Genomic DNA, 22686 nt, shown 5'->3' with positions numbered 1-22686 from the left:
AGCGCTTCTCGTACTCGGTGAAGGCATCCTCAGGGACCTACGTTGTGGTCCGGGACACTCTCAAGGGGTCGTCGTGCTGAGTGGTGGAGTGAGAGCCGCTTGCCTAGCTGCGCTCGCGTTCGCAGGCTTGGCCATTGTCCCTGCGGCTGCGCAGGGAGCCCCCATTTCATGTCCCCCGGGGTCTACCCCAGATCCGGGGAGTGGGGAGTGCTTGATCGTCATCGAAGGGCCTGGACAGCCGAGCGGCCCGGGACATGAGACTGGAGCATCGCCGTCTCCCAAGGGGTCCCCTTGTACCTACGCGTTGGCAGATCAGGTGAAGAAGGTGCCCTGTCAGAGCAGTGATGGTTGGTGGTCACAGTCGGAGCAGGCGTATTGCCGAGCCGCGTCGCCGCAGCCGCCAATGGACGACCCAGCCTGGGCTGGACACACGGATGGTCAGATCTTCGAGTGCACTCGCTCGCTCGATCCTCGCTTGGTGGGGGTCGTCTACCTCGTCTGGCTTGCGGAACCGCCGAATGGAGCGCCACCGGATCCGAAAGTTCTGGTGACGAGAGCGGTACGCACGATGAATCTGCGTGCTGTATCGATCGGGATCGTCCCGGAGAGCCGGCCAGGCTCCATTGGGCTCGTCGGGCTGCCCGTCTGGATGTGGAACGCGAGCCAGGACGCTGAGACCTGGGGTCCGGTGACGAAGACCGCCGCCGTCGGGGCGTATTCCGTGACGGCCACCGCGCAAGTGGACAAGGTCGTCTGGTCCATGGGGGACGGTCAGGTCGTGGTGTGCCGGACACCTGGGACCGCCTACCGGGACTCGTTCGGCGATGACGACAGCCCGACGTGCGGCTACCGCTACGACCGACAGGGCCGCTACACGGTGCGCGCCACCTCGTACTGGCACGTCGACTGGGCGGGTCTGGGGCAGAGCGGCACCATCCCCCTGCAGTTCTCCGACAGCACCACCATCACGATCGGTGAGGTGCAGGTTCTCAACCAGTAACACCCAGCTCGAAGGCAAAGGGGTCGCCATGACCACGACCGCCGACCCGCAGCGGGCCGACACTTCTCCTCTCACTGTGCGCGACGACGTTGTGCCGGTCCAGATCGCGAGCGGGTCGAAGGCTCGGCGACGGCCGCTCCTCGCGGCGGCGTCCTTCGCGCTCGTCTGCCTCGGCGGCCTCTTGGCGGCATGGGCATGGTCAGCGACCAGCTCGACGGTGAGCGTGCTCGCGGCGAGGACCAACGTGCAGCGGGGGGCGGTGATCTCCGAGGGAAACCTGATGACCGTCAGCATCAACGCAGACCCGGCGCTGCGACCGGTGCCGGCGAGCGACATCGCGGCGATCGTCGGGCAGCGTGCCACGGCGGACATCGCTGCGGGGACGTTGGTGTCACGCACCCAGGTGGCAGCGGCCGTGCTTCCGGCCGCCGGGATGTCGTTGGTGGGGATCGGGCTGCCGACGACGTCGATGCCGGGCGAGCCCCTCCAGCCGGGTGACGCGGTGCGGGTCGTCGCGACGCCCGGTGAGCAGGGTGATGTGTCAGACGGGCCGCCACCGGTGACGCCGGCCACGGTCGTGTCGGTGGACGCGGATGACGTGACGGGGATGCGCATTGTGACGGTCGCTGTCCCGCAGGCCGATGCCGCGACGCTGGCGGCGCGTGCGTCGACCGGCAACGTCGCCGTGGTGCTCGACTCTCGGGAGCGTTGATGAGCGTCTTCGTCCTTTGCTCGGCCGCGGGGTCCCCGGGAGTGACCACGACGGCACTCGGGCTGGCGATGACGTGGCCGCGACCGGTGCTGCTGGTGGAGGCCGACCCCACCGGTGGGTCGGCTCTGCTGGCCGGGCACTTCCGAGGTCAGGTGCAGCCGACGGCGTCGCTCGTCGATCTCGCGCTCGAGCTGCATCCCTCCGGGTTGGACGACGCCATCCCCGCAGTCGCAATGAATGTGCCGGGATCGAGGGTGTCGATTGTGGCGGGGACGCGCGCGCACAGGCAGGCCCGGGCGCTCACTTCCCTGTGGGAGCCGCTGGCGTCGTCCCTGGGGCGCATGGATGCGCTCGGTCAGGACGTCATCGTGGACGCGGGACGCCTGGGTCTGGCCGGTTCGCCCGAGCCTCTGCTGGCGGCCGCGGATGGGTGTCTCCTGGTCCTGCGCACCGACCTGGTCGCGTTGGCCGCGGCGAGATCGTGGTGCTCGACCTTGGCCGGTCAGTTCGAGGCGCGAGGCGATGCGCGGGCACTGTCCTTGATGGCAGTGGGGGAGGGGCGGCCCTACTCGGCCCGTGAGATCGCGAACGTGCTGGAGCACCCTGTGACCGCGTCGGTGGCGTGGGACGAGAAGGCAGCAGCTGTCTTCTCCCGAGGTGAGCCGCGTCCCTCTCGGTTCGAGACGTCCGGCTATGTGAGATCGCTGCAACGAGCGGGCGAGAGCCTCCGCGCCAGTGCCGCCCGCGCAAAGGACGACCTGACAGGCCAAGCAGCGAGCGCAGGGGCGCTCACCAGGAGCCGAGCATGAGCGCGGAACCGCACGAGGCGACGGGCCAGGACCCGAGCGACCTGCCCCTGTTCGCCCCCACCGCGCAAGTTTTCCCTCACGCCGGGCGGGTCCGTGGCGCCTTCTCGCTCGCGCAGCGGGGAAGGCAGGCCGCGGCGACTATCCCGGTCTCGCTGGTGGCCTCGCACCCCTCGCCGGCGCCCTTCACCGGGGAGCTCGACTGGGGCGTCGTCGCGGCGCTGCGCCAGCAGGCGTCAGACCGGTTGGCGGCCACACTCGGTCAGAACCAAACTCACCTCGACGGGAGCGCGCAACGCGAGAGCGGGCGGGCCATCATCGAGGACCTGCTCGAGGCGGAGACCGCCGAGCGGGTGACGGCCGGAACACCAGCCTGGTCCGGCGCCGAGCGGACGCTCATGGCCAGGGCGGTCGAGAACGCGCTGTTCGGGTTGGGCAGGCTGCAGCCGCTGGTGGACGACGACACGGTGGAGAACATCCTCATCACCGGCCACGACCGGGTGACGCTCGAGCTGACCGACGGGCGGCTCGTGGCCGGTCCGCCGGTGGCGGACAGCGACGCCGAGCTGATCGACTTCCTGGTCTTCCTCGCCTCGCGCAGCGAGGCGAACGCACGACCGTTCTCCGAGGCGCAGCCGCGGCTGCACCTGCGCCTGGATGGCGGGGCCCGCCTGGCGGCGGCGGCGTGGGTCACCCCTCGCCCCTCGGTCGTGATCCGGCGGCACCGGCTGCGCCGCGTCACGTTGGCCGATCTCGTCGGGCTCGGCGCGATGTCACCGGTGACGGCGTCGTTCCTCTCGGCTGCCGTCAAGGCGCGCCGCTCGGTCGTCGTCGCGGGGGCTCAGGGCGCCGGCAAGACCACCTTGGTCCGAGCCCTGTGCGCGGAGATTCCACCGCACGAGGCCATCGGCACCTTCGAGACCGAGTACGAGCTGCACCTGCACGAGCTGCCGGACGTGCACCCGATCGTCGTTGCGTGGGAGGCTCGACCCGGGTCGGGGGAGCGCGGCGCCGACGGCCGGGCCGCTGGCGAGTTCACCCTCGCGGAGGCCCTGTTCGACTCCTTCCGCTTCAACCTCTCCCGTCAGATCGTCGGCGAGGTCCGCGGCCACGAGATCCTCGCGATGCTCAAGGCGATGGAGTCCGGGGCCGGTTCCATCTCGACCACGCACGCCCGCTCCGCGGAGGGCGCGATCGCCAAGCTCGTCACGTGCGCGATGGAGGCCGGGCCGCACGTCACGCACGACTACGCCGTCCGCGCGATCGCGGCCGCGATCGACGTCGTCGTCTACGTGCACCTGGAGACCACCCCGAGCCCGGACGGCGCGTGGCAGCGCCGCCGTTGGGTCTCGGAGGTCGCCACCCTCACCCCCGGCGAGCAGGGCACCGGCTTTGCCATTCAGCACGCCTTCCGCACCCTGCCCGGGCAGCGCGAGGCGACGCCATACGTCCTCGACGACGACTACCGCGACCTGGCCTCCTACGGCTTCGACCTCGAGGGGTTCTACCGGAGCGGCACGGTGACGCCGTGACCCCCGTCGTGCCCGCCCTCGCCGGAGCCTTGGTCGTCGCCGGGCTGCTCGGGGTGGTCGCCGGCCTGCGACGGTCGATCCCGCTCCCACGTCCCGCACGGCGACGGCGGCGCGACCGGGCGCCGCAGGTGAGTCGACGCACCCTGCTGCTCGCCGGCGCGGGTCTGGCCGTCGGGATGGTCGTGGCCGTGGTGGCCGGGTGGTGGGTCGCGCTCCTCGTCGCGCCGGCGGCGCTCGCCGGCCTCCCGGTCCTGCTGTCCGCGCCCACCGTGGGGACGTCCATCGCCCGCCTGGAGGCGATGGAGGAGTGGACCCGGTCCTTGGCCGGGGTCCTGACCTCCGGCGCCGGTTTGGAGCAGGCCCTCGTCGCGACCCTGCGTTCCGCGCCCGAACCGATCAGACCGGAGATCACCCGACTCGCCTCCCGCCTGCGGGCGCGGTGGAGCACCGAGCACGCGATCCGGGCCTTGGCCGACGATCTCGACGACGCGACCGGGGACGTCATCGCCGCCAACCTGCTGCTGGCCGCCCGGCGCCGCGGCGCCGGGCTGGCGAGCGTGCTCGACGCGCTCGCGGAGTCCGTCGCCGCCGACGTCCGCGCCCGCCGCGAGGTCGAGGCCGACCGCGCCAAACCGCGGGCGACGGCCCGCTGGGTCACTCTCATCACCATCGGCGTCCTGACGGTGCTGGCCGTCACCGGCGAGTACGTCGCCCCCTACCGCTCCGGCCCCGGGCAGCTGCTGCTCGTCGCACTGCTGGCGCTGTACGTGAGCACCCTGGTGTGGATGCGCCGGATGGCCACCGGCACCCCGCCGGCCCGCTTCGTCGGGCGACCCGCCACCGCGGAGCAGCCATGACGAGCCCCACCACGCTCCAGCTGGTGGTCGCGGCCGGCTGCCTGACCGGGCTCGGCGTGGCGGGACTGCTCTGGGCCCTGACCCCGATTCACCCCGACCTGCGCGACGCCCTCGACCGGCTCTCACCCCACCAGCACCTGCGCACCCCGCCCGCCGCCGCGCACCCCGACGCCGCCGACCTGACCGACCGCCTGGGCCGGTGGGGGATGACCGCCCTGCCGAGCCGGGTGTGGGGGCCCGTCCCGACCCGAGACCTGGCCCTCCTGCGGCGACCGGTCTCCCGCTTCTACGGCGAGAAGGTGACCTTCGCGCTGCTCGCGCTGGCGATCCCGCCGACCCTGACGGTCCTGTTCAACACCCTCGGCGCCGGCCTGCCCGTCTACGTCCCGGCCGCCGCCAGCCTCGCGCTGGCCGCCGTGATGTTCTGGCTGCCCAACTACAACGTCCACGACGACGCCCGCCGCGCCCGCACGGAGTTCACCCGCGCCCTGAGCGCCTACATCGACCTCGTGGCGCTCGAACGACTGGCCGGCGCCGGACCCCGCCAAGCGATGGAGTCCGCCGCCGCCGTCGGCGACTCGTGGGTCTTCGCCCGGCTCGCCGAGGAGCTCGCCCGCACCCGCTGGTCCGGGCTGACGCCGTGGGAGGCCCTGCACGCCCTCGCCGCCGAGCTGGGCCTGCCCGAGCTGGACGACCTCGCCGACATCATGCGCCTGTCCGGGGAGGAGGGCTCGCAGGTCTACACCAACCTCCGCGCCCGCGCCGCCGGCCTGCGCACCGCCCTGCTGACCGCGGAGAAGGCCGCCGCCAACGAGGTCGCCGAACGCATGACCATCCCCATGAGCCTGCTCGGCGTCATCTTCCTCGCGATCCTCGTCGCCCCCGCCCTGCTGCGCGTGATGGGAGGACCCTCCTGACCCCGCCACCGTCGACCAGTCCGACCCCTCCAGTCCGCAAAGGAACCTCCCATGACACGACTCGCCGTCACCCTTCACCTCCTCGGCCTCCACGCCGTCGAGACCCTCCGCGCCCGAGACCGCCGCCCCGAGCGCGGCTCGGTCACCATCGAGCAGGTCCTCTGGGCCGTCGCCCTGATCGCGATCGTCGGGATCGTCGTCGTCGCCATCAAGGGCTACGTCACCTCCGAGGCCGCCAAGATCAAGTAGCCCCCGTGACCACCCACCGGCGCGAGCGCCTGCGCCGTCTCGAGCGAGGGTCCACCTCGGTCCAGATGGTCGTGCTCATGCCCGCCCTGTTCGCCGTGATGTTCCTCGGGCTGCAGGCGGCGCTGGTGTACCACGCCCGCACGTTGGCGCTGGCCGCCGCGCAGGAGGGCGCTCGCGCCACGAGCGCGGAACGCGGCACCGTCAGGGCGGGGGTCCGGGCGGCACGAGACTTCCTCGCGGACACGGCCGGTGACGCCATGAGCCGCAGCACCGTGCACGGCCACCGGAGCCCGACCACCTCGACCGTGACGGTGACAGGCCTCTCTCTCACCGTCATCCCCGGCTGGCATCCGCGGGTCACGCAGTCCGCGTCCCTGCCCGTCGAGCGGATCACCTCATGACTACGAGGTCGAGGACGGCGAGGGACCGGGGGTCGGCCACGCTCGAGGCCGCCGTCGGGGTCCCGGCGTTCATGTTGTTCGTCGGGCTCGTCATCGTCGGAGGGCGCCTGGCCATCGCGCACCAAACGGTTCAGTCCGCCGCGTCCGACGCGGCGCGGGCCGCGTCCATCGCCCGCACCCAGACCAGCGCCGACCGGGCAGCGACCTCCGCCGCAGTCTCGTCCGTCGCCAGCCAGCACCTGGAGTGCGGCGCACCCCGCGTCACCGCCGACACCATAGGGTTCCGCTCCCGCCCCGGCACGCCCGCGACGGTCACGGTCACCGTGTCTTGCCGCGTCCCACTGGCGGATCTGGCCGTCCCGGGCATCCCTGGCTCCCGCACGGTCACCGCGACGGCCCGCTCGCCGATCGACACCTTCCGGGAGCGGCGATGACCCGGCGTGCACGGGCCGAGGAGGGCTCGGTGAGCATCTGGTTGGCCACCCTGAGCGTCGCCATGGTCATCCTCGTCGGCCTGGCGGTCGACCTCGGTGGGCAGGTCCGCGCCCAGCAACAGCTGCGCGCCGTCGCCGCACAGGCAGCCCGCGCCGGCGGGGAGCAGCTCGACACCGCCGCTGCCGTCCGCGGCGCCACGGTCAGGACCGACACGACCCGCGCGGCGCGAGCCGCTCGGACCGTCCTGTCCGCGGCGGGGGTCACCGGCACGGTGCGGGTCACCGACGGGACGACGATCCGCGTCGAGGCCAGGGACACCTACCGCACCCTCTTCCTCGGCATCGTCGGCCTGGACCAGCTACCCGTGTCCGGCCGGGGCACCGCCCGGGTCACCCGGTCCGTGGAAGGAGTCGAGCGATGAGCACTCACCATCAGACCAGAGCAGCATCGCGGGGGGTGGGTCTCCTCGCCGCGCTCGGCATCCTCGCCGCGGTCGGCGGCCTCCCGATGGCGCTGGTCGCCGTGGGCGCCGTCCCATCCGCGCTGCCCGTTACCGACTTGGACAGCGTCGAAACGTTCCTCTCCGCGCCCGACAGCGGAGCGCTCGCGTTGACGGCCTTCGGGGTGGTGGCGTGGGCGGCGTGGGTCGTGCTCACCCTGAGCATCGTCCTCGAGGTCGCAGCCCGCGTCCGCGACACCCGGGTGCCCTCGCTCCCGGGGCTGGGCCTGCCACAGTCCGTGGCGCACAGCCTCGTCGGCGCTGTCGTCCTGCTCATCGCCACCAGCCCGGGGACGGTAGCCGCCGCACCCGGCAGCGCCGTCACTGCAGGCGTGCTCGACCCCGTGACGACGACCGCCGCCACGGGGGCACCCTCGTCGACAAAGTCCGCCGGTGCCCTCCAGCCCGAGGGAGAGACCCACTCGCACACGGTCGCCCGCGGCGAGTCCCTGTGGTCGATCGCCGAGACCGAGCTGGGGGACGGCGCGCGGTGGATCGAGATCGAGGCGCTCAACCCAGGACGGACCCACGGACCGGACCACACGCTGTGGACAGGCACAGTCCTGCACCTGCCCTCCGACGAAGGAGTCGTCCGGGACTCCGCGAGTCACCGGGTGCGACCCGGCGAGAGCCTCTCGAGCATCGCGCAGGACCTGCTCGGCGACAGCGAGCGCTGGCCGGGCATCTACGATGCGTCGGCTGCGACGATCCAGCCGGACGGCGAGCGACTGCAGGACCCGGACCTCATCCGGCCCGGCTGGGTCCTGACCCTGCCCTCCACCGAGTCTCGGTCGCACGGGTCGCCACGCCAGACGCAGGACGCGCCCGGGAACCCCCCGACCGCGCAACCCACGACGCCCGACGAGCAGCCGTCCGACACCGGCGTGGCCGAATCACCCTCTGCCCGTGGATCCGAACTCGGGCCCACGACGTCCCCAGCCCCTATCGCCACGTCGGGCCTCGCGCGGTCAGCGGCTCACGACCGCACGCCCCAGATCGGCGAGGGGACGAGACCACCGTGGCTGCTGGCCGGCCTGAGCGGGGGAGGGCTGCTCGCCGGGTCTCTCTGGATCCTCCGCCGCCGGCGTCACGCTGCGCAGTCACGGCACCGCCGCCCGGGCCGGACGCTGACGCCGCCCCCGGCTGAGCTGGTCCCGGTCGAGAAGACGTTGGCGACGCTCGGCCCGGCGCAGCAGGTCGACGTCGAGGCGCTCGACCTGCTCCTGAGGCACCTCGCGAGCAGCCAGGTCGACCGGGGGGCGACGATGCCGGCCCTGGCCGCCGTGGAGCTCGACAGTGGGGGGACGGTGCTGCACCTCGACGCCCCCTGCGAGCTCCCGCCACCCTGGCAGGACGCGCAAGGAGCCATCCGGTGGCGGTTCCCGGCCGGGCGTGTGCCCTCGGACGTCGGCGACCTGCGCCCGGACCAGCCCGCGCCCTACCCGCTCCTGGTCACCGTCGGCACGAGCGAGGCCGGCGCCCTCTGGCTGTACAACCTCGAGGACCTCACGATCGCCCTGACTGGCGACCCGCTCTACGCCGCCGACTACGCCCGCTACCTCGCCGCCGAGATCGCCTGCAACCCGTGGTCGGAGACCGTCCGGATGGACTGCGTGGGCATCGCGGAAGAGATCATCGCCCTCAACCCCGACCGGTTGCGTGCCCGACCCTCTGAAGCCACCGACGCCCTGCAGGAGAACATCGCGCACGCCGTGACGACCGCGGACCGCGCCCAGAGGGAGGGGCTCGACGGCGCGACCGCCCGCGCGCGGGTGGTCGGGCCCGAGGCGTGGTCGGCGCGTCTCGCGCTCGTGGCCTACGACGCAGTCCCGCCGCAGGACGCCACGGTCCTCTGGGAGCTGTTGGAGCAGAACACCGGTGCGACCGCGACCTCGCTGGTGCTGGTCGGCCCGTCGTGCGAGGCCCGGGCGCGCGTGAGCATCGAGTTGACCGACACGGGGCGAGTCCTCGTCCCCGGTGCCGGCCTCGACTTGGTCGCGGTGGGCCTGACGCCCGACGAGGCCCAGGGGTGTGCAGCGCTCCTGGCCGCCGGCAAGGGTCTAAACGACGCACCCGTCCCGACCGACGAAACGGTCACCGACGGCTGGCGCTCGCTCACCGACACCGCCGGTGCCCTGCGTGCCGAGCTCGTGACCGGGCGGGAGGGCGCCGAGGCGAGCACCGTGCTACCCGAACAGGACGCGGCCTACCTGGAGGTCGGCGCCGCCCAGTCCGAGGACCTGGACGCTCTGGCTCCCGGGGTGCCACCCGAGACCACAACCCGGGTGACCGAGGCCGACCCTGATCTCGAGGACGACCTGGCCGCGTGGTTCGCCGACGACTGCCCGCTGCCGCGGTTGACCCTGCTCGGCCCGGTCCGGGCACGCACGCGCGGGCGGGCCCTGAGCGAGCGCAAGGCGTACATGACCTCGGTGCTGACCTTCCTCGCCACCCGCCCGCACGGCGCGACGCCGGAGGAGCTGGCGGACACCTTCTCGGTCTCGGCGACCAAGGCCCGGGTCTACGCCGGGATCGTGCGCGACTGGCTGGGGACCAACCCGCGCACCCGGGAGCCGCACCTGCCCGACGCGCGGCTGGCCCCTTCCGCTCACGCCCGTGGGGTGCCGGTCTACGAGGTGCAGGACGTGCTCGTCGACGCCGACCTCTTCCGCCGCCTGCGTGCCCGAGGCCAGGCGCGAGGCGCCGACGGCATCACCGACCTCGTGCGCGCCCTGCAGCTGGTGACCGGCGAGCCGTTCAGTCGGCTCCGCCCGGGAGCATGGAGCTGGCTCTACGACGGCGACCGCCTGGACCAGCACCTGACGTGCGCGGTGGTCGACGTCGCGCACGTGGTGGCCACGCGCGCCCTGCAGGAGGGCGACCTCGAGGTGGCGGAGGAGGCGGCACGCACCGCGCACCTCGCCGCCCCGGACGAGCACATCCCGCTGCTCGATCTGGCGGCAGCGGCGGACGCCCGCGGCGATGCCCGGACCCGGGCGGCGTACCTCTCCGCGGTCGTCGATGTGGGCGAGGAGGAGGTCCCGGCCGACCTACCCGAGCGGACGGATGAGGTGCTGGGCCGACGCGGCTGGACGGGGCGGGGCAGCGCCGCGAGCTGAGCTCAGGGTGGCCGCGCTCCTCAGCGCTCGGCGAGGGCTTGCGTCGCGGCCTGCGAGAGGCGGCCACGGTCCTTCAGATCGGGGAAGCCGTTGGCGCGCAGCCATTCGCGGTCCGCGCTGGTGACGGTCGCGGCTCGCGTCGAGGAGCGACGGCTGCCTCGCTGTGCGGGGGCCTTGCGGGCCGCGTCGAGGTAGAGCGCCAGGGCCTGGTCGAAGGACTTCCGGTTCTTCTTCGACAGGTCGATTTCGTAGGAGGTGCCGTTGTAGGCGAAGGAGACGGTCTGGATGTCACCGGTCTCCTTCCCGTCGAGGTCGTCGGAGAGGATCGTCACGGTGCGGCGAGCCATCAGGGTCTCCTTAAGCGGCTGAGCGGGGGGCTGTGGTGAGGGTGCGTGGGCAGTCTGGCACCACCACCGGTGAGGCCCCGGCGAGGTCCACGGTCGAGGGGAACGCTCGCCAGGGACGGAGTGAGGCGGCGCCTGTCGACCCCAAGGGCATCCGCTGGATCCCGTGCCGGCGCGGGGATGTGCGCCCCGTGGGGGTGAGCGGTCGATGATCTGTCGCGAATTCAGGTACGAGCGTCTGTGCAGGTCAACGGCCGTGTACCTGGGCCGCTGAGCGCTCCTCTCTCCTCCCGTTCGACGTTCCGCGTACGAGGTCGGAGACGCAGTCTCGCCACGGTGTCGCCGTCGATGACCGACGGAAGGAGCGAGCGATGAGCGTCGCCACCCAGCTGGGGCTGCACAGCCTCGACGCCGACCTGCTGCAGATCGCCAGCGAGCGCTGGGGGGAGTGGGCCCGCGCGCATCCGCCGCTCGCGGCGGCGCCGCCCCTGGAGGGCTTCCACGAGTGGATGCGCGCCCTGGACTTCGTCCCCCGCAACGACGTCGTCTGCGCCTTGGGCCGCCTCGGCAGTCGTGCCGGGGCGGACGAGCTGCCGGCCGCGGCGGTGCTCGCGTGGGCGCTGCTGCCGGGAGCGGTCAACGTGGCGCGCAGCCTGCGGCACGTGTCGCCGACCATCGACGAGCTGGTCGCGGCGCAGCTGTGGATCGAGGTGCGGACACTGCCGCTCACGGCGACCCACAAGGTCGCCGCCAACCTCCTGGCCCGGGTCCGGCTGGCGGTCCGCCGCGACCTCGGCCTGGCCACGCCGACGGACCGGACGTGGGCCACCGCGAGCGTCATGGATCCGTTCGACCCGGCGTGGAGCGCCCTGCCGGCACCCGGCCGCGAGCCGACCCCGGAGCGCGAGCTGCGGGCGGTGCTGGACGCGGCGACGGCGCGCCGCGTGATCAGCGACGGCGACCGGATGCTGCTGCTGGGCCTGGCCGCGCAGAGCCGCCCCGGTGACTGCACTCGCGGGCGGGCCGGCCTGGTCACGCGGCGGGCCGGACGCGTCCTCGCCGACCAGCTCCACCTCTCCGACCGGCAGGTCCGCCGGCGCGCGGGCAGGGCCTTGGACGCGCTGGCCGGCGCCACTGCCCAGGTGAGGTCGTCATGACCGTCACCGCACCTGTTCGCCCGGTCAGCGTGGCCGAGCTGCAACGCGCCTACCGGGGTCTGCTCTCCGGTCAGTTCCGTCCCGGGCGGCCCACGCGGGTCGAGTCCTGGCAGCCCGCCGGTGTGGTGCTCCCGGTCCTCGGGGCCTGCGCCGGGTGCGGCTCGTCGACGACCGCGCTGGCCATCGCCACCGCGGCGGGGCGGGCCACGCTCATCGAGTGCGGCGACCCCGCACGGTCCCGGTTGACGTCGGCGGCCACGGCGGAGCACGGACGGGACGGCAGCTGGGTCAGGGGTGCGCGGGGCGAGGTCACACTGCTGCGCCCGGCCGGCCCGGTGCATGCCGTCGACGGCGTCCCGACCCCTCCGGTGGGCCACCAGGGCGAGCTCCTCGTGCTGGACGTCGGCTGGGATGCGGGCGCCGTCCGCGAGGGACGCTCGTGGCTGACCCCGCTGCTCAACGGGCCGGGACCGCTGGTCGTCGTCGCTCCGGCCTCCGTCCCCGGCGCGCGCCGCCTCGACGCCGTCCTGCGGTCGGTGGCGCGCTCGAGAGCCTTCGTCGTCCTGCTCGGCCGGAACCGTCGTCCACGCGAGGTGGCCATGCTGCTGCGGCAGGTGCTGCGGGCGCACGGCGTCGGTCCGGAACGCGTGGTCACGCTGCCGTGGGACGCACGGCTGCTGGCCCGGGGGGTGGACTCCCGTCCCCTGCCGGCTCGTCTGGTCCGTTCCGGAGGCGAGGTCTTGCGCTCCCTCCGACTCGAGGGGACGCAGCCGTGAGCACGTCCCAACCTGCTGGGGTCCTGCACACGCTCCCGGCCCGGATCTGCCCCCAGGCGCCGCCCGGAGCCCAGCAGTACGCCGACCAGCTGATGGGGTACGTGCTGTGGGCGGTGGGGATGCTCTTCGTCCTCGGCGTGGTCGTCGGCATCGGCGGGGCGGTCGCGGGACGGGTGTTCGGGATGCCCCACGCGTCGAAGGCCAGTGTGGTGGGCATCGTCGTGGTCTTCGTCGCGGTGATCGGCTACCTCGTCCTGCCGGGGATCGTGCGGGCCATGACCGGGTCGGGGTGTGTGTGATGCCGGGGTCGACCATCGCGTGGAGCCGCCGCCGCGTCGGCACGGCCCTCGCCGCCGCGTGCGTGACGGCGCTCCTGCTCGTCGTCGGACTCGGCTACGCGCTGTGGGGCGTCGTCACCGACGCCCGCAGCCCGATGCCCGTCAGGAGCGACGCGGTGGAGGCCGGCGCCGCCGGGGGCTCGTCGGTGCGGGACCGGATGGCGGCGACACCGCTGACGGCCCGCCCTCCCGTGGGCGGCCCACCCGTCAGCCAGGGCCTGGGCGGCGCAGCGCTGGCGGTGCCGTCACCGACCGGGCTCGGCCCGGCCGGCGTCCCGACGGGGTACCCGCACACGCCGGCCGGCGCGGTCGGGCAGCTGGCGGCGATCGACGTGACCGTGCTGACGGCGATGACCGCCGAGACGGTGAGCCGGGTGCACGCCCGGTGGGCCCTGGCCGGGGCACCGGCGGGCACCGACTGGGTGATGTCCGTCAACGTCGAGGACTTCCTGGCCGCGACCGCGACGAGCTCCGCCGCGGGACGGCCGGCCACGGTCACCGTCACCCCGCTTGCCGGGCAGGTCGCGGGCGTCGATGGCGCGGACTGGACGCTGGCCTGCGTCCTGCTGCGCGTCGAGGCCACGCTCGTGACCACGGCCGCGGTTACCGACGGCCACTGCGAGCGGATGGCCTGGGTCGACGGGCGCTGGCAGATCGCCCCCGGCACGCAGCCGCCCCGTGTGCCGAACGTCGTGCCCGGCACGAGGGCGGCGGCGCAGGCCGGGTGGCGGGACTGGGGCACCACCGACGCGGGAGGCCGCGATGGCTCCGACTGACGGGTGGGGTGACCTGACCGGACCGTTCACCGCACTGGGCAACGCCGCCGGGAAGGTCGTGGCGGACGCGTGGACGGTGGCGATGCTGGGGATCTGGAACGCCGGCCTGTGGCTGCTGCGCCTCGTCCTCGGCCTGCTGGACGAGTTCCTCACCCCCGACCTGTCCGAGTCCGGCCCGCTGGCCTCGACCTACCGGCTGACCGCCTGGGTTGCCCTCACGCTCGTCGTCGTGCTCATCGCGGTGCAGACCGGGGCGGCCGCGGTGCGGCGGGACGGACGCTCCCTCGCGCGGCTGCTCATGGGGACCGGCCAGTTCGTCATGGTGTGGGCCTGCTGGGTGACCTACGTGGTGGCGCTGCTGCTGGCCTGCTCTGGCCTGACGTCGGCGGTGATGCGGGCGAGCATGGGCGTGGACTCGTGGACGGCATGGCAGCCGTGGGGCCACGTCCGGGTGGAGGACCTGGGCGACGCCACGCTCGCGACGGTGCTGGGGGTCCTCGGTGTCCTGGTGCTGCTCGCCGCGATCGGCCACCTCGTCGTCCTGCTCTCGCGCGGCGCCGCCCTGGTCATCCTCACCGTCACGGCGCCGATCGCGGCGGCGGGGCTGGTCTCCGAGGTCGGCCACGCCTGGTTCTGGAAGACCGTCCGCTGGACCCACGCCGCCGCCCTGACCCCGCCCCTGATGGCCCTGGTCCTCGGCGCGGGCACCCAGCTCTCCACCCACGTCGTCACCGGTCAGACGAGGTCACTTTCGGCGGCCGTCGGGTCGGCCGTGCCGGGGGTCCTGCTGCTGCTCATCTCGACAGTGGCGCCGCTGGCCCTGTTCAAGCTGCTCGCGTTCGTCGACCCGGGCACCAGCTCCGGCGCGGCGTTGCGCGCCGGCGTCACGAGCGCCGGCGGACTGGGCGGACTCCGTCTTGGCGGGACGCGCTCCGGGGACGACCAGGCCGCGGCGGGGTCCGGGTCGGCTGCGGCCGACGACGGGAGCGGCCGCTCGCTGGGGGAGGGCGCGGGCGAGGCCGCGACGACGACCCGTTTCACCCAGTCGGCCACCGGGTTCCTCGGCACGGTCGGTGGCGTCATCGGCGCCACGGCCGGGTCGGCCGTCGGCGCCGCCGCGGGGCTCGGCGCCACGGCCGCCGCGATCGGTGCCGACGCGACCAACCAGATGGGGGTGGGCCATAACACCTACGTCCCGGACACCGGCCCCCGCGGCGGCGCCCGCGAGAGCCGGCCGCCTGTCCACGCCTTCCCCGACACCCGCGGGTCGAAGCCCGACGCCGCCCCCGAGACGACGTCACCACTGGCGGGAGGCCCCGCGGGTCCCGGCGCCGCCGGCGGGATGGGCGAGGCGGGGGCGGCCGCCGGGGCCGTCCCGGTCATCCCCGCCTGAGGCACGAGAGAGGACAGACCGCCCATGGATGCCACCACCTACCGTGACTACTCCCGGGCCCGCCTCGGGTTCTTCTTCGGCCTGACCGGGTGGCAGCTGGCCACCGTGACGCTCGGGCTGCTCCCGGCGCTGCGGGAGGTCTCGCTCGGTCGGTGGGCACCGGCGGGAGCCCTGTTGGCGGCCTGGGCCCTGATGGCCCTGCTCGTCGTCACCCCGGTGCGGGGCCGCTCGAGCGCCGGGTGGCTGCTGGCCGCGGCTGCGCACGCCGTCGGGACGGCCACCGGCTGGAGCCGGTTCACCGCGGAGGCCGCGCGGGGAGCGGCCGGCCCCGCCGCCACACCGGACCTGCCGGGCGTCCTGGCCGGGACGCGCGTGCACGAGGCTCCGCCGGCGGGGCCGTCGGGTCGGCGCGTGGCCCTGATCCAGCACCACGCCACCCGAACGTGGGCGGTGACGGCCGCGGTCGTCCATCCGGGGATCGGGCTGAGCGAGCCGGCGCAGCGCGACCTGTACGGCGTCGGGTTGACGGCACTGCTGGACGCCGCCCGCGCCACCGAGCTGGTCGACGAGATCCAGCTCATGGTGCGCACGGTGCCCGAGGACGGCGCGGAGCGTGACGGCTGGACCGCCCGGCACCGCTCCTCGGCGGCGCCGCCTGCGGCACGGCGGGTCAACGACGAGCTGCAGGCGGCCCTGAGCGCGGCTGCTGTCCGCACCGAGAGCTTCGTGACGGTCCTGGTCCCCGAGGCGCGTCTGGGCAAGGCCGCCCGGGAGGCGGGGGGCGGCCTGGAAGGGCGCGCGCAGGTCCTGCTCGGCGTGCTGGCCGAGGTCGAGACCCACCTGCGCGGCGGTCTCGGGATGACGGACGTGGCGTGGCTGACCTCTCCCGAGCTGGCCGTGGTCTGCCGGACCGCGTTCGCCCCCGGTGACCGCGCGGGGATCATCGACGCCCTGCGGACGGAGGACTCCGGCGAGAGCGCGCAGGTGCCGTGGGCGCTGGCCGGACCGTCGGGAGCCGACAGCGCGGTGCGTCACTACAGCCACGACGCGTGGAACTCGATCACCGCCACCCTGCTGCTGCCGGTCCGCGGCGCCCTGATGGGCTCGTTGGCACCCGTCCTGGTTCCCGGGGCGGGGGAGCGCCGCTCCATCCTCGTGGCCTACCCGATCACGGCCGCCCGGGCCGCGAACCGGCAGACCGCCTCCAGCGAGTGGAGCGCGGACATGGCCGACGGGCTGCGCTCACGAGCCCGAATGCGCCAGTCCGCCCGGTCGGCCCACGACACGGCCCGGGTGAGGAACCTCGACGGAAAGCTCGCCCGCGGCCACGCCCTCGTGCGCGCGTACGCTTTGGTCTGCGTGACGGCGCCGAAGTCCGCACGGATCACCGAGCACGGACGCCGCTTGGACGCCTCGATCCGGGCCGCGGGCTTCGCGCCGCTGCGGATGGACCTCTCGCAGGACGCGGCGTTCGCCGCGGCCACGATTCCGCTCGGGGTCTCCCTCACCCGGGGGAGGGTCTGACATGGCCGACTTCCCCCACCGCTACGGGGACGGGCGCCGGGCGCTCGAGCGCTGGGCGACGGCGTGCCGAGCCAGCGCAGACGTCCTGCGCCGAGAAGGGCGCCCGGACGACGCCCGCGCCCTCGACGAGGCCGCGCACGGGGCGACACGCCCCGGCGCCACGACCGTGACCGAACAGGCTCGCCGCGAGAGCACGTCTGGGTGGGCACGATGAGCCGCCTGCGCCACAGCCCGGGGCGGGACGTCTCCCAGTTGCTGTCGGACTTCGGCCACGAGCTCCCGCCGGTCGATGAGCCGGCACCCGTGACCCGTCCCGGCCGCCTGTTCGAGCCGTCTCCCTTGCGCGGACCCCACCGCGCCAATGGCGGCTGGGTCGGCTCGCCCCACCCGCCCCTGTCGGCGTGGCGGATGACCTCCGACCAGGCTCCCGCCCTGTGGCCGTTCGTCGCGGCCCCCGGACTGCCGCCCACGGGGGCCCAGATCGGGATCGACGTCCTGGCGGGAGGCGCCTTCTACGCCGACCCGCTCGGCTGGGTCCTGCGCGACGACGTCGGCGTGACCAACCCCAACGTCATCTGCTTCGGCAAGCCCGGCCGGGGCAAGTCGGCGACGACCAAGGCGTTCCTGCTGCGGATGCTCGACTTCGGCTACAAGGCGCTGATCCTCGGAGACCCCAAGGACGAGTACGAGCCGCTGGCGCGCGCCCTCGGTGTCACCCCCATCGCGGTCGGCCCGGGCCTGCCGGCCCGGATCAACCCGCTGGACTTCGGACCGCTCGCGACCGGGTGGGAGCGGCTCTCGCGGGCCGAGGCCGACGCCCGCGCCGGTGTCGTCTTCGGCCGCTGGCTCACCCTGCTGCGGGGGCTGGTCTGCTCGCAGCGGGTCGGTGCGAACCCCGTCCCGTTCGGGCCGGTCGAGGAGCAGGTCGTCAAGACGGCCCTGCGCGAGCTGACCGGTCACGCCAGCGCCGCGAGCCGCCTGCGCGAGACCACGATCCCCGCCCTCTGGCACCTGCTGGCCAACCCCAGCGACACCCTCGTGACCGACTGCCGCTACGGCAGCGCCCGCCAGCTACTGGATGAGACGAGGCTGCTGCGTGACGCCCTCGGCCAGCTGGTCGACGGAGCCCTGGCGGGACTGTTCGACGCCCCCACGACGATCCGCCTGGACTGGGACGCACCGCTGGCCTCGCTCTCCCTGTCGCGGCTGCTGCCCCTGGGTGACGAGGCCGTCGGGATCGCCCTGACCTGCCTGTCCTCGTGGGGACGGGGCCTGCGCGAGCTGGCCCGACCCGGTGAGCTGCGGATCACCGTCCGGGACGAGGTGTGGAAGCAGATGCGGCTCGGCCCGGACGCGGTGAAGTCCTTCGACGCCGACCTGCGCCTCTCCCGCAGCAGCGGCGACATCCAGTGGGCCAATGCGCACAAGCCGGCCGACCTGCTCTCGGTCGGCGCGGCCGGCTCACAGGCCGTGACGATCGCCAAGGACCTGCTCCACCTCGCCGACACGACCATCCTGCACGGGCAGGACGCCGGTGTCGCCGACGAGCTGGAGACCCTGCTCGGGCTACCACCGATGGCCCGCGACGTCGTGACCCGCTGGGCCATGCAGGGCAAGGGACGGGCCCTGTGGCGGGTGGGGGAGCGGCACTACAAGGTGCAGACCGTCCTGCACCCGCTCGAGGCCCAGCTGACCTTCACCAACGACGCCATCACCGGCGCCGCGTGAGAGCGGAGCCGACATGAGTGCACCCCGCCCCGCGACCGCCGTGATGCTCGCCGTCGCCCTCGTCACCGCCCCCGTCGCCGCGGTCCCCCTGGACGCCGCCTTGCTGCTCAGTGCGGTCGCCATCCCCGCCGCCGCGGACTCGCCCGACTGCCCCACGGCCGGCTCGACGTCCGGTGCGTGGCGGGCACCGTTCACCCAGCGCTACGTGCGCACGAGCCCGTTCGGGATGCGCCTGCACCCGATCGAGCACGTGTGGCGACTGCACTCCGGGGTGGACCTGGCCAGCGTGCCCAGCCCTGGTCCCGTCGTGGCCTCCCACGCCGGCACGGTGACGGCTGCGGTCTGGCGGCCGGGTGTCGGTTTGAGCGTCGACCTCGCCCACGGCGACGGCGTCATGAGCCGTTACGGGCATCTCGCGCGCATCGCACCGGGCCTGCGGCCCGGAGTGCGCGTGAGCGCTGGTCAACAGCTGGGGCTCGAGGGGTCGACGGGCACCTCGACCGGGGTCCACCTGCACTTCGAGATCCAGGAGCGAGGAGTGCCCGTCGACCCCGTGCCCTTCATGGCCGCGCACGGCGCACCGCTGGACGGGACAGTCACCGCGGCTCCCACTACGTCGAAACGTCCGGCAACCACCGGAACCAGGGGCCGGCCTCCAGCGACCGGTGTCCGGCTGCAGTCCGTCACCGTCCCAGCGGCACCGATCCCCGCGCGGGTGAGGGCCCTGTACGTCGCCGCGGGGAAGCGCTACGGCCTGCCGTGGACGCTGCTCGCGGGGATCGGGATGGAGGAGACCCGGCACGGAGCAGTCAAGGCCACCTCGAGCGCCGGAGCGCGCGGGTTGATGCAGTTCATGCCGGCCACGTGGAGGGCGTACGGAGTCGACGGTGACGGCGACGGCCGCGCCGTGATCGACGACGACGCGGACAGCGTGCACTCGGCGGCCCACTACCTCTCCCGGTCAGGTGCCAACGAGGGCGCGGCCGGGGTCCGTCGGGCGCTGTTCGCCTACAACCACGCCGACTGGTACGTCGCCGACGTCCTCTTCTATGCCCACGCCTACGAGGTCGCCACATCCGGCTCGGTACCCGTGTGCGCCAGCCCGATCCCGACGACGGCAGGAGGAGCGCCGTGACCACCCCCGACAGCATCGAGCCGAGCGTCATCGCCCTGGTCAACCGAGACCTCGGGGCAGCGGTCCGACACGCGAGCGCCCACACCCTCTCGCCCTTCGTGGCCGCCCACCGCCTGGAGTACGAGCTCGGACCGCTGCGACACCGCGTCGAGCTCCTCGCGCTGCGCCGTCCGGACCTCCTGGCGGAGCTCGCCGCCCACTGGGAGTGCCCACCCGATCCACGGCACCTCGACGAGGAGCTGACGGATCACGCGCACCACCTGCTCGTGCGCCGCCACGCGCACGCCGGCGGGCACCTCGACGTGCTCACCGAACCGCTCCGCCGCAGTGGCGACCCTGGGCGGCTGGCCGCGAGCCAAGAGCGCGCACGCGGTCAGGTCAGCCAAGCATCCGCTCGAGCCACCGACCGCCGTCGGGCACCCCGCTGAACGAAGAAGGACCATGCAGACCAGCCGCCGCAGCACGCCGTACCCGTGGACCTGGGAGATCCCCGCCGCGGCCCTGACGACGGTGTCCGTGCTGCTCGTCCTCGCCGTCCATGCCGGTCGCGCCCTGGCCAACGGGACGTCCGTCGGGGAGTGGGCGTTCACCCCACGCGAGGGGCTGTTCACGAGCCTGCCGGCGCTGCTTGCCGGGGATGCCCGCGCAGGCCTGCCCCCGGGCCCCGCTGCCTCCCGGACTGCCCTGTATGCCTGGATCGTGCTCTGCGAGAGCCTTACCTGCGCCGGCCTGCTGTGGAGCGCGCTGTCCCTGCTGCGCCGGTGGGGACCCGGACGGGTCCAGGGGATGGCCAGCCGGGCCGAGATGGAGCGGCTGCTCGGCCTGCGGCACCTGCGGGCCACGGCGCCGTTAGTGCGCCCTGACCTCCGCCCGCGCAGGGGGAGGCGATGAGCAGGTTCGACCCGGAGCAGGTGGGGTGGCGGCTGGGTCGTTCCCACCAGCCGCGAGGCGGCGAGCTGTGGGTGCCGTGGGATCGCACCACCGGGGTGATCGGGCCGCAAGGCTCAGGCAAGACGTTGGACCTGCTGACCCCCGCCCTGCTCGGCGCGCCCGGAGCGGCGCTGGTGACGTTGACCAAACCGGATGACCTGCTCCTGACCATCACCCCGCGTTCGCACCACGGCCGCCCGTGCGCCGTTCTCGACCCGTTCGGTCTCGTCCCCGGTGCGCCCGAACTGGTGTGGGACCCGGTGGCTGGGTGCGTCGACCCTGTCGTCGCCGAGCGTCGGGCGAAGGCGTTCACCGCCGGCACCGTCGGGTCCGCGGGCGAGCGCGGCCACGGCGACGACGCGGCGCGCTTCTATGCGGCGGAGGCGGCCAAGGTCATCCAGGCCTACCTGCATGCGGCCGCCCTGACCGGGCGCACCCTCGACGACGTCCTGCGCTGGGTGGCCCAGCCGGCGGCTGCGACAGAACCGCTGGAGATCCTGGGGGGCCACCCCGACGCCGCGCAATTCTGGCGCGGGCTGCTCCACGGCGCACTGCGTGGCGACGAACGCACCGCCGGCAACACGACGACTACGGTGCAGCAGGCGCTGACCTTGTTCTTCCAGGAAGGGGCCCGCCGCCGTTGCACCCCCGGCCCGGGCAGGCCCACGACGGACATCGCGGACCTCATCTCCCGCGGCGGCACGATCTACCTTCTGGGTCGCGACAGTCCCTACGACTCCGCGTCGCCGTTGATGACGGCGGTCGCCGAGCATGTGCTCGACACCGCCCTCGAGCTCGCCCACACGTCACCGTGGGGTCGGCTGTGTCCGCCGATGCTGGCCTGTCTCGACGAGCTGCCCTCGACGACACCGCTGCCCACTCTGCAGACCCGCATGGCCAACGAGCGAGCCCTCGGGGTCTCGTTCATCTGGGCGGCCCAGACGCGGGCCCAGCTGACGCAGGTGTTCGGGGAGCACGCCGCACGGTCCGTCCTCGGGCTGACCAACGTGCTCGTCCTGTTCGGCGGGTCCAAGGATGCCGGCTTCAACCAGGAGGCATCGGATCTGTTGGGACGGGTGCGGGTGGCCCGCACCACCTGGAGCTCGGCTGGTGCCTCGCGGTCGGTCAGCGGGGAGGACATCCCCATCCTCACCGGCCCGGAGATCCGGCAGCTGCCGCCGGGTCAGGCCCTGGTCATCGCCGAGCAGGGCAGGCCACTGATCGCCCGGCTGCGTCGTTGTACCGACGGGGCCCGCGGGGACTCGCTGCTGACCATGCGGCGACAGGCGCGGGCGGCCATGGCCGGCGCTGACGCCGCGACGCTGCCGCTGTCGGCGCGGACGGCGGCGTCCGTCGCGCGAGCCCGGACGCTAGGGCTGGGTGCCCCGGACGAACCGCAGGGGAGCGACCGTGGATGAGGCTTGCCGCGAAGGGCGCTTCGAGGTCGTCCAGGGCTTCCCCCGGCCCGGACGTCTCGTGGAGCATGCGTACTGGGAGCTGCACATCGCGGCGTCCGGCACCCCGGAGCAGGTCCGGGCCCTGGGTGACCTACGCCGACTGCCACGACCCTGGGACCCGTCCACGTGCTCGCATCCCGACCTTCGTCTCGAGGTGTGGCTGTGGCTCGACGCCGTCGTCACATGGATCAACCACGAGTACACGTGGGACCCCTCGGGGCTGATCCCGGAGTGCTGGGTCGAGCACCCGCACCTCGTCCACGATCTCGCCGTGCTGGCCGATCAGCGCCGCCGGGCCGGGATGGCCCACACCTCGGACGCGCTTGAGGACTGGCACCGGTACGCCCTGCCGGCGTTCAGTGATCGCCTGCGTGAGCGTGTGAAGTCCCACTGCGACAGTGGGCACCAGCCGTGGCCGTCCGCTGGGCGGCATGTCCGCCACAGCAGCGACGTCCACCGCCGCCGTCGGGTGGCGGCGTTCCGCAGGGACGCGGCACCGGCTCAGTCATCGGTGTGGGCGCCGGGTGACCGGCTGCGGCTCGTGGACGGCGACCTGGTCGACCTCGAGACGGGTGAGGTGACCGGTCCTGAATGAGCCCAT

The 22686-nt window shown here is 73.6% G+C and carries 25 protein-coding genes; 24 read left to right on the top strand and 1 reads right to left on the bottom strand.

Features of this window, described 5'->3' with window-relative positions:
* Positions 1-478: 478 nt before the first annotated feature.
* From KMZ30_RS16520 to KMZ30_RS16470, 11 genes are read left to right on the top strand one after another with little or no spacing between them, the layout of a single operon-like run.
* Complete coding sequence (locus KMZ30_RS16520) at positions 479-1000, top strand: hypothetical protein (RefSeq protein ID WP_215514480.1); 522 nt, start codon at positions 479-481, stop codon at positions 998-1000.
* Positions 1001-1028: 28 nt separating this feature from the next.
* Positions 1029-1712, top strand: a complete 684-nt coding sequence (locus KMZ30_RS16515; protein ID WP_207025278.1) for an SAF domain-containing protein — start codon at positions 1029-1031, stop codon at positions 1710-1712.
* Positions 1712-2521 (top strand): MinD/ParA family ATP-binding protein, encoded by an 810-nt coding sequence (locus tag KMZ30_RS16510; protein WP_215514481.1) that lies wholly within the window; start codon positions 1712-1714, stop codon positions 2519-2521. Before KMZ30_RS16515 ends, KMZ30_RS16510 begins: the two co-directional genes overlap by 1 nt.
* Complete coding sequence (locus KMZ30_RS16505) at positions 2518-4050, top strand: TadA family conjugal transfer-associated ATPase (RefSeq protein ID WP_215520071.1); 1533 nt, start codon at positions 2518-2520, stop codon at positions 4048-4050. Before KMZ30_RS16510 ends, KMZ30_RS16505 begins: the two co-directional genes overlap by 4 nt.
* Positions 4047-4907 carry a type II secretion system F family protein gene (locus tag KMZ30_RS16500; protein ID WP_215514483.1) on the top strand — a complete coding sequence of 287 codons (861 nt, stop codon included), beginning with the start codon at positions 4047-4049 and terminating at the stop codon, positions 4905-4907. Before KMZ30_RS16505 ends, KMZ30_RS16500 begins: the two co-directional genes overlap by 4 nt.
* Positions 4904-5824, top strand: coding sequence for a type II secretion system F family protein (locus tag KMZ30_RS16495; RefSeq protein WP_215514484.1), 921 nt, complete (start codon positions 4904-4906; stop codon positions 5822-5824). Before KMZ30_RS16500 ends, KMZ30_RS16495 begins: the two co-directional genes overlap by 4 nt.
* 51 nt (positions 5825-5875) lie before the next feature.
* Entirely contained in the window at positions 5876-6073 is a 198-nt protein-coding gene (locus tag KMZ30_RS16490) for a hypothetical protein (RefSeq protein ID WP_215514485.1), read from the top strand.
* Positions 6074-6078: 5 nt separating this feature from the next.
* Entirely contained in the window at positions 6079-6474 is a 396-nt protein-coding gene (locus KMZ30_RS16485; protein ID WP_308279905.1) for a TadE family protein, read from the top strand.
* Positions 6471-6908 (top strand): TadE family protein, encoded by a 438-nt coding sequence (locus KMZ30_RS16480; RefSeq protein ID WP_215514486.1) that lies wholly within the window; start codon positions 6471-6473, stop codon positions 6906-6908. The genes KMZ30_RS16485 and KMZ30_RS16480 overlap by 4 nt, the downstream gene beginning before the upstream one ends.
* A gap of 29 nt (positions 6909-6937) precedes the next feature.
* Positions 6938-7330: a pilus assembly protein TadG-related protein gene (locus tag KMZ30_RS16475; RefSeq protein WP_215514487.1), complete on the top strand. Its 393-nt coding sequence runs from the start codon at positions 6938-6940 to the stop codon at positions 7328-7330.
* 35 nt (positions 7331-7365) lie between these two features.
* The gene (locus KMZ30_RS16470; protein ID WP_215514488.1) at positions 7366-10527 is read left to right on the top strand and encodes a LysM peptidoglycan-binding domain-containing protein; all 3162 of its coding nucleotides are present in this window, start codon (positions 7366-7368) and stop codon (positions 10525-10527) included.
* 20 nt (positions 10528-10547) lie between these two features.
* Here KMZ30_RS16470 and KMZ30_RS16465 read toward each other — a convergent pair whose 3' ends face one another.
* On the bottom strand, positions 10548-10874 hold the full coding sequence (locus tag KMZ30_RS16465; RefSeq protein ID WP_215514489.1) for a histone-like nucleoid-structuring protein Lsr2: 327 nt from the start codon (positions 10872-10874) through the stop codon (positions 10548-10550).
* A 368-nt stretch (positions 10875-11242) separates the two neighbouring features.
* Between KMZ30_RS16465 and KMZ30_RS16460 the strand changes: the two genes are divergently transcribed.
* From KMZ30_RS16460 to KMZ30_RS16400, 13 genes are all read left to right on the top strand, one after another.
* Positions 11243-12028 (top strand): hypothetical protein, encoded by a 786-nt coding sequence (locus KMZ30_RS16460; RefSeq protein WP_215514490.1) that lies wholly within the window; start codon positions 11243-11245, stop codon positions 12026-12028.
* On the top strand, positions 12025-12804 hold the full coding sequence (locus KMZ30_RS16455; RefSeq protein ID WP_215514491.1) for a hypothetical protein: 780 nt from the start codon (positions 12025-12027) through the stop codon (positions 12802-12804). Before KMZ30_RS16460 ends, KMZ30_RS16455 begins: the two co-directional genes overlap by 4 nt.
* Positions 12801-13103: a hypothetical protein gene (locus KMZ30_RS16450; RefSeq protein ID WP_215514492.1), complete on the top strand. Its 303-nt coding sequence runs from the start codon at positions 12801-12803 to the stop codon at positions 13101-13103. The genes KMZ30_RS16455 and KMZ30_RS16450 overlap by 4 nt, the downstream gene beginning before the upstream one ends.
* Entirely contained in the window at positions 13103-13918 is an 816-nt protein-coding gene (locus KMZ30_RS16445) for a hypothetical protein (protein ID WP_215514493.1), read from the top strand. The genes KMZ30_RS16450 and KMZ30_RS16445 overlap by 1 nt, the downstream gene beginning before the upstream one ends.
* Positions 13905-15311, top strand: coding sequence for a hypothetical protein (locus tag KMZ30_RS16440; protein ID WP_215514494.1), 1407 nt, complete (start codon positions 13905-13907; stop codon positions 15309-15311). Before KMZ30_RS16445 ends, KMZ30_RS16440 begins: the two co-directional genes overlap by 14 nt.
* 24 nt (positions 15312-15335) lie before the next feature.
* Positions 15336-16835, top strand: coding sequence for an SCO6880 family protein (locus KMZ30_RS16435; protein ID WP_215514495.1), 1500 nt, complete (start codon positions 15336-15338; stop codon positions 16833-16835).
* A gap of 1 nt (position 16836) precedes the next feature.
* Entirely contained in the window at positions 16837-17049 is a 213-nt protein-coding gene (locus tag KMZ30_RS16430) for a hypothetical protein (protein ID WP_215520070.1), read from the top strand.
* A 194-nt stretch (positions 17050-17243) separates the two neighbouring features.
* Positions 17244-18563 (top strand): putative type IV secretion/conjugal transfer ATPase, encoded by a 1320-nt coding sequence (locus KMZ30_RS16425; RefSeq protein WP_226903441.1) that lies wholly within the window; start codon positions 17244-17246, stop codon positions 18561-18563.
* Positions 18564-18576: 13 nt separating this feature from the next.
* Positions 18577-19698 carry a peptidoglycan DD-metalloendopeptidase family protein gene (locus tag KMZ30_RS16420; protein ID WP_215514496.1) on the top strand — a complete coding sequence of 374 codons (1122 nt, stop codon included), beginning with the start codon at positions 18577-18579 and terminating at the stop codon, positions 19696-19698.
* A complete protein-coding gene (locus KMZ30_RS16415; RefSeq protein ID WP_215514497.1) occupies positions 19695-20126 on the top strand; it encodes a hypothetical protein in 432 nt (143 codons plus the stop codon). The genes KMZ30_RS16420 and KMZ30_RS16415 overlap by 4 nt, the downstream gene beginning before the upstream one ends.
* Positions 20127-20139: 13 nt before the next feature.
* Positions 20140-20589 (top strand): hypothetical protein, encoded by a 450-nt coding sequence (locus tag KMZ30_RS16410; RefSeq protein ID WP_215514498.1) that lies wholly within the window; start codon positions 20140-20142, stop codon positions 20587-20589.
* Positions 20586-22046: a type IV secretory system conjugative DNA transfer family protein gene (locus KMZ30_RS16405; protein WP_215514499.1), complete on the top strand. Its 1461-nt coding sequence runs from the start codon at positions 20586-20588 to the stop codon at positions 22044-22046. Before KMZ30_RS16410 ends, KMZ30_RS16405 begins: the two co-directional genes overlap by 4 nt.
* Positions 22039-22680, top strand: a complete 642-nt coding sequence (locus tag KMZ30_RS16400) for a hypothetical protein (RefSeq protein ID WP_215520069.1) — start codon at positions 22039-22041, stop codon at positions 22678-22680. The genes KMZ30_RS16405 and KMZ30_RS16400 overlap by 8 nt, the downstream gene beginning before the upstream one ends.
* Positions 22681-22686 lie beyond the last annotated feature (6 nt).

The sequence above is a fragment of the Phycicoccus mangrovi genome, from assembly GCF_018729305.1.
GTDB lineage: Bacteria > Actinomycetota > Actinomycetes > Actinomycetales > Dermatophilaceae > Phycicoccus > Phycicoccus jejuensis.
The sequence above is the reverse complement of the archived record's forward strand: the minus strand, read 5'-3'. Positions and strand labels throughout refer to the sequence as shown.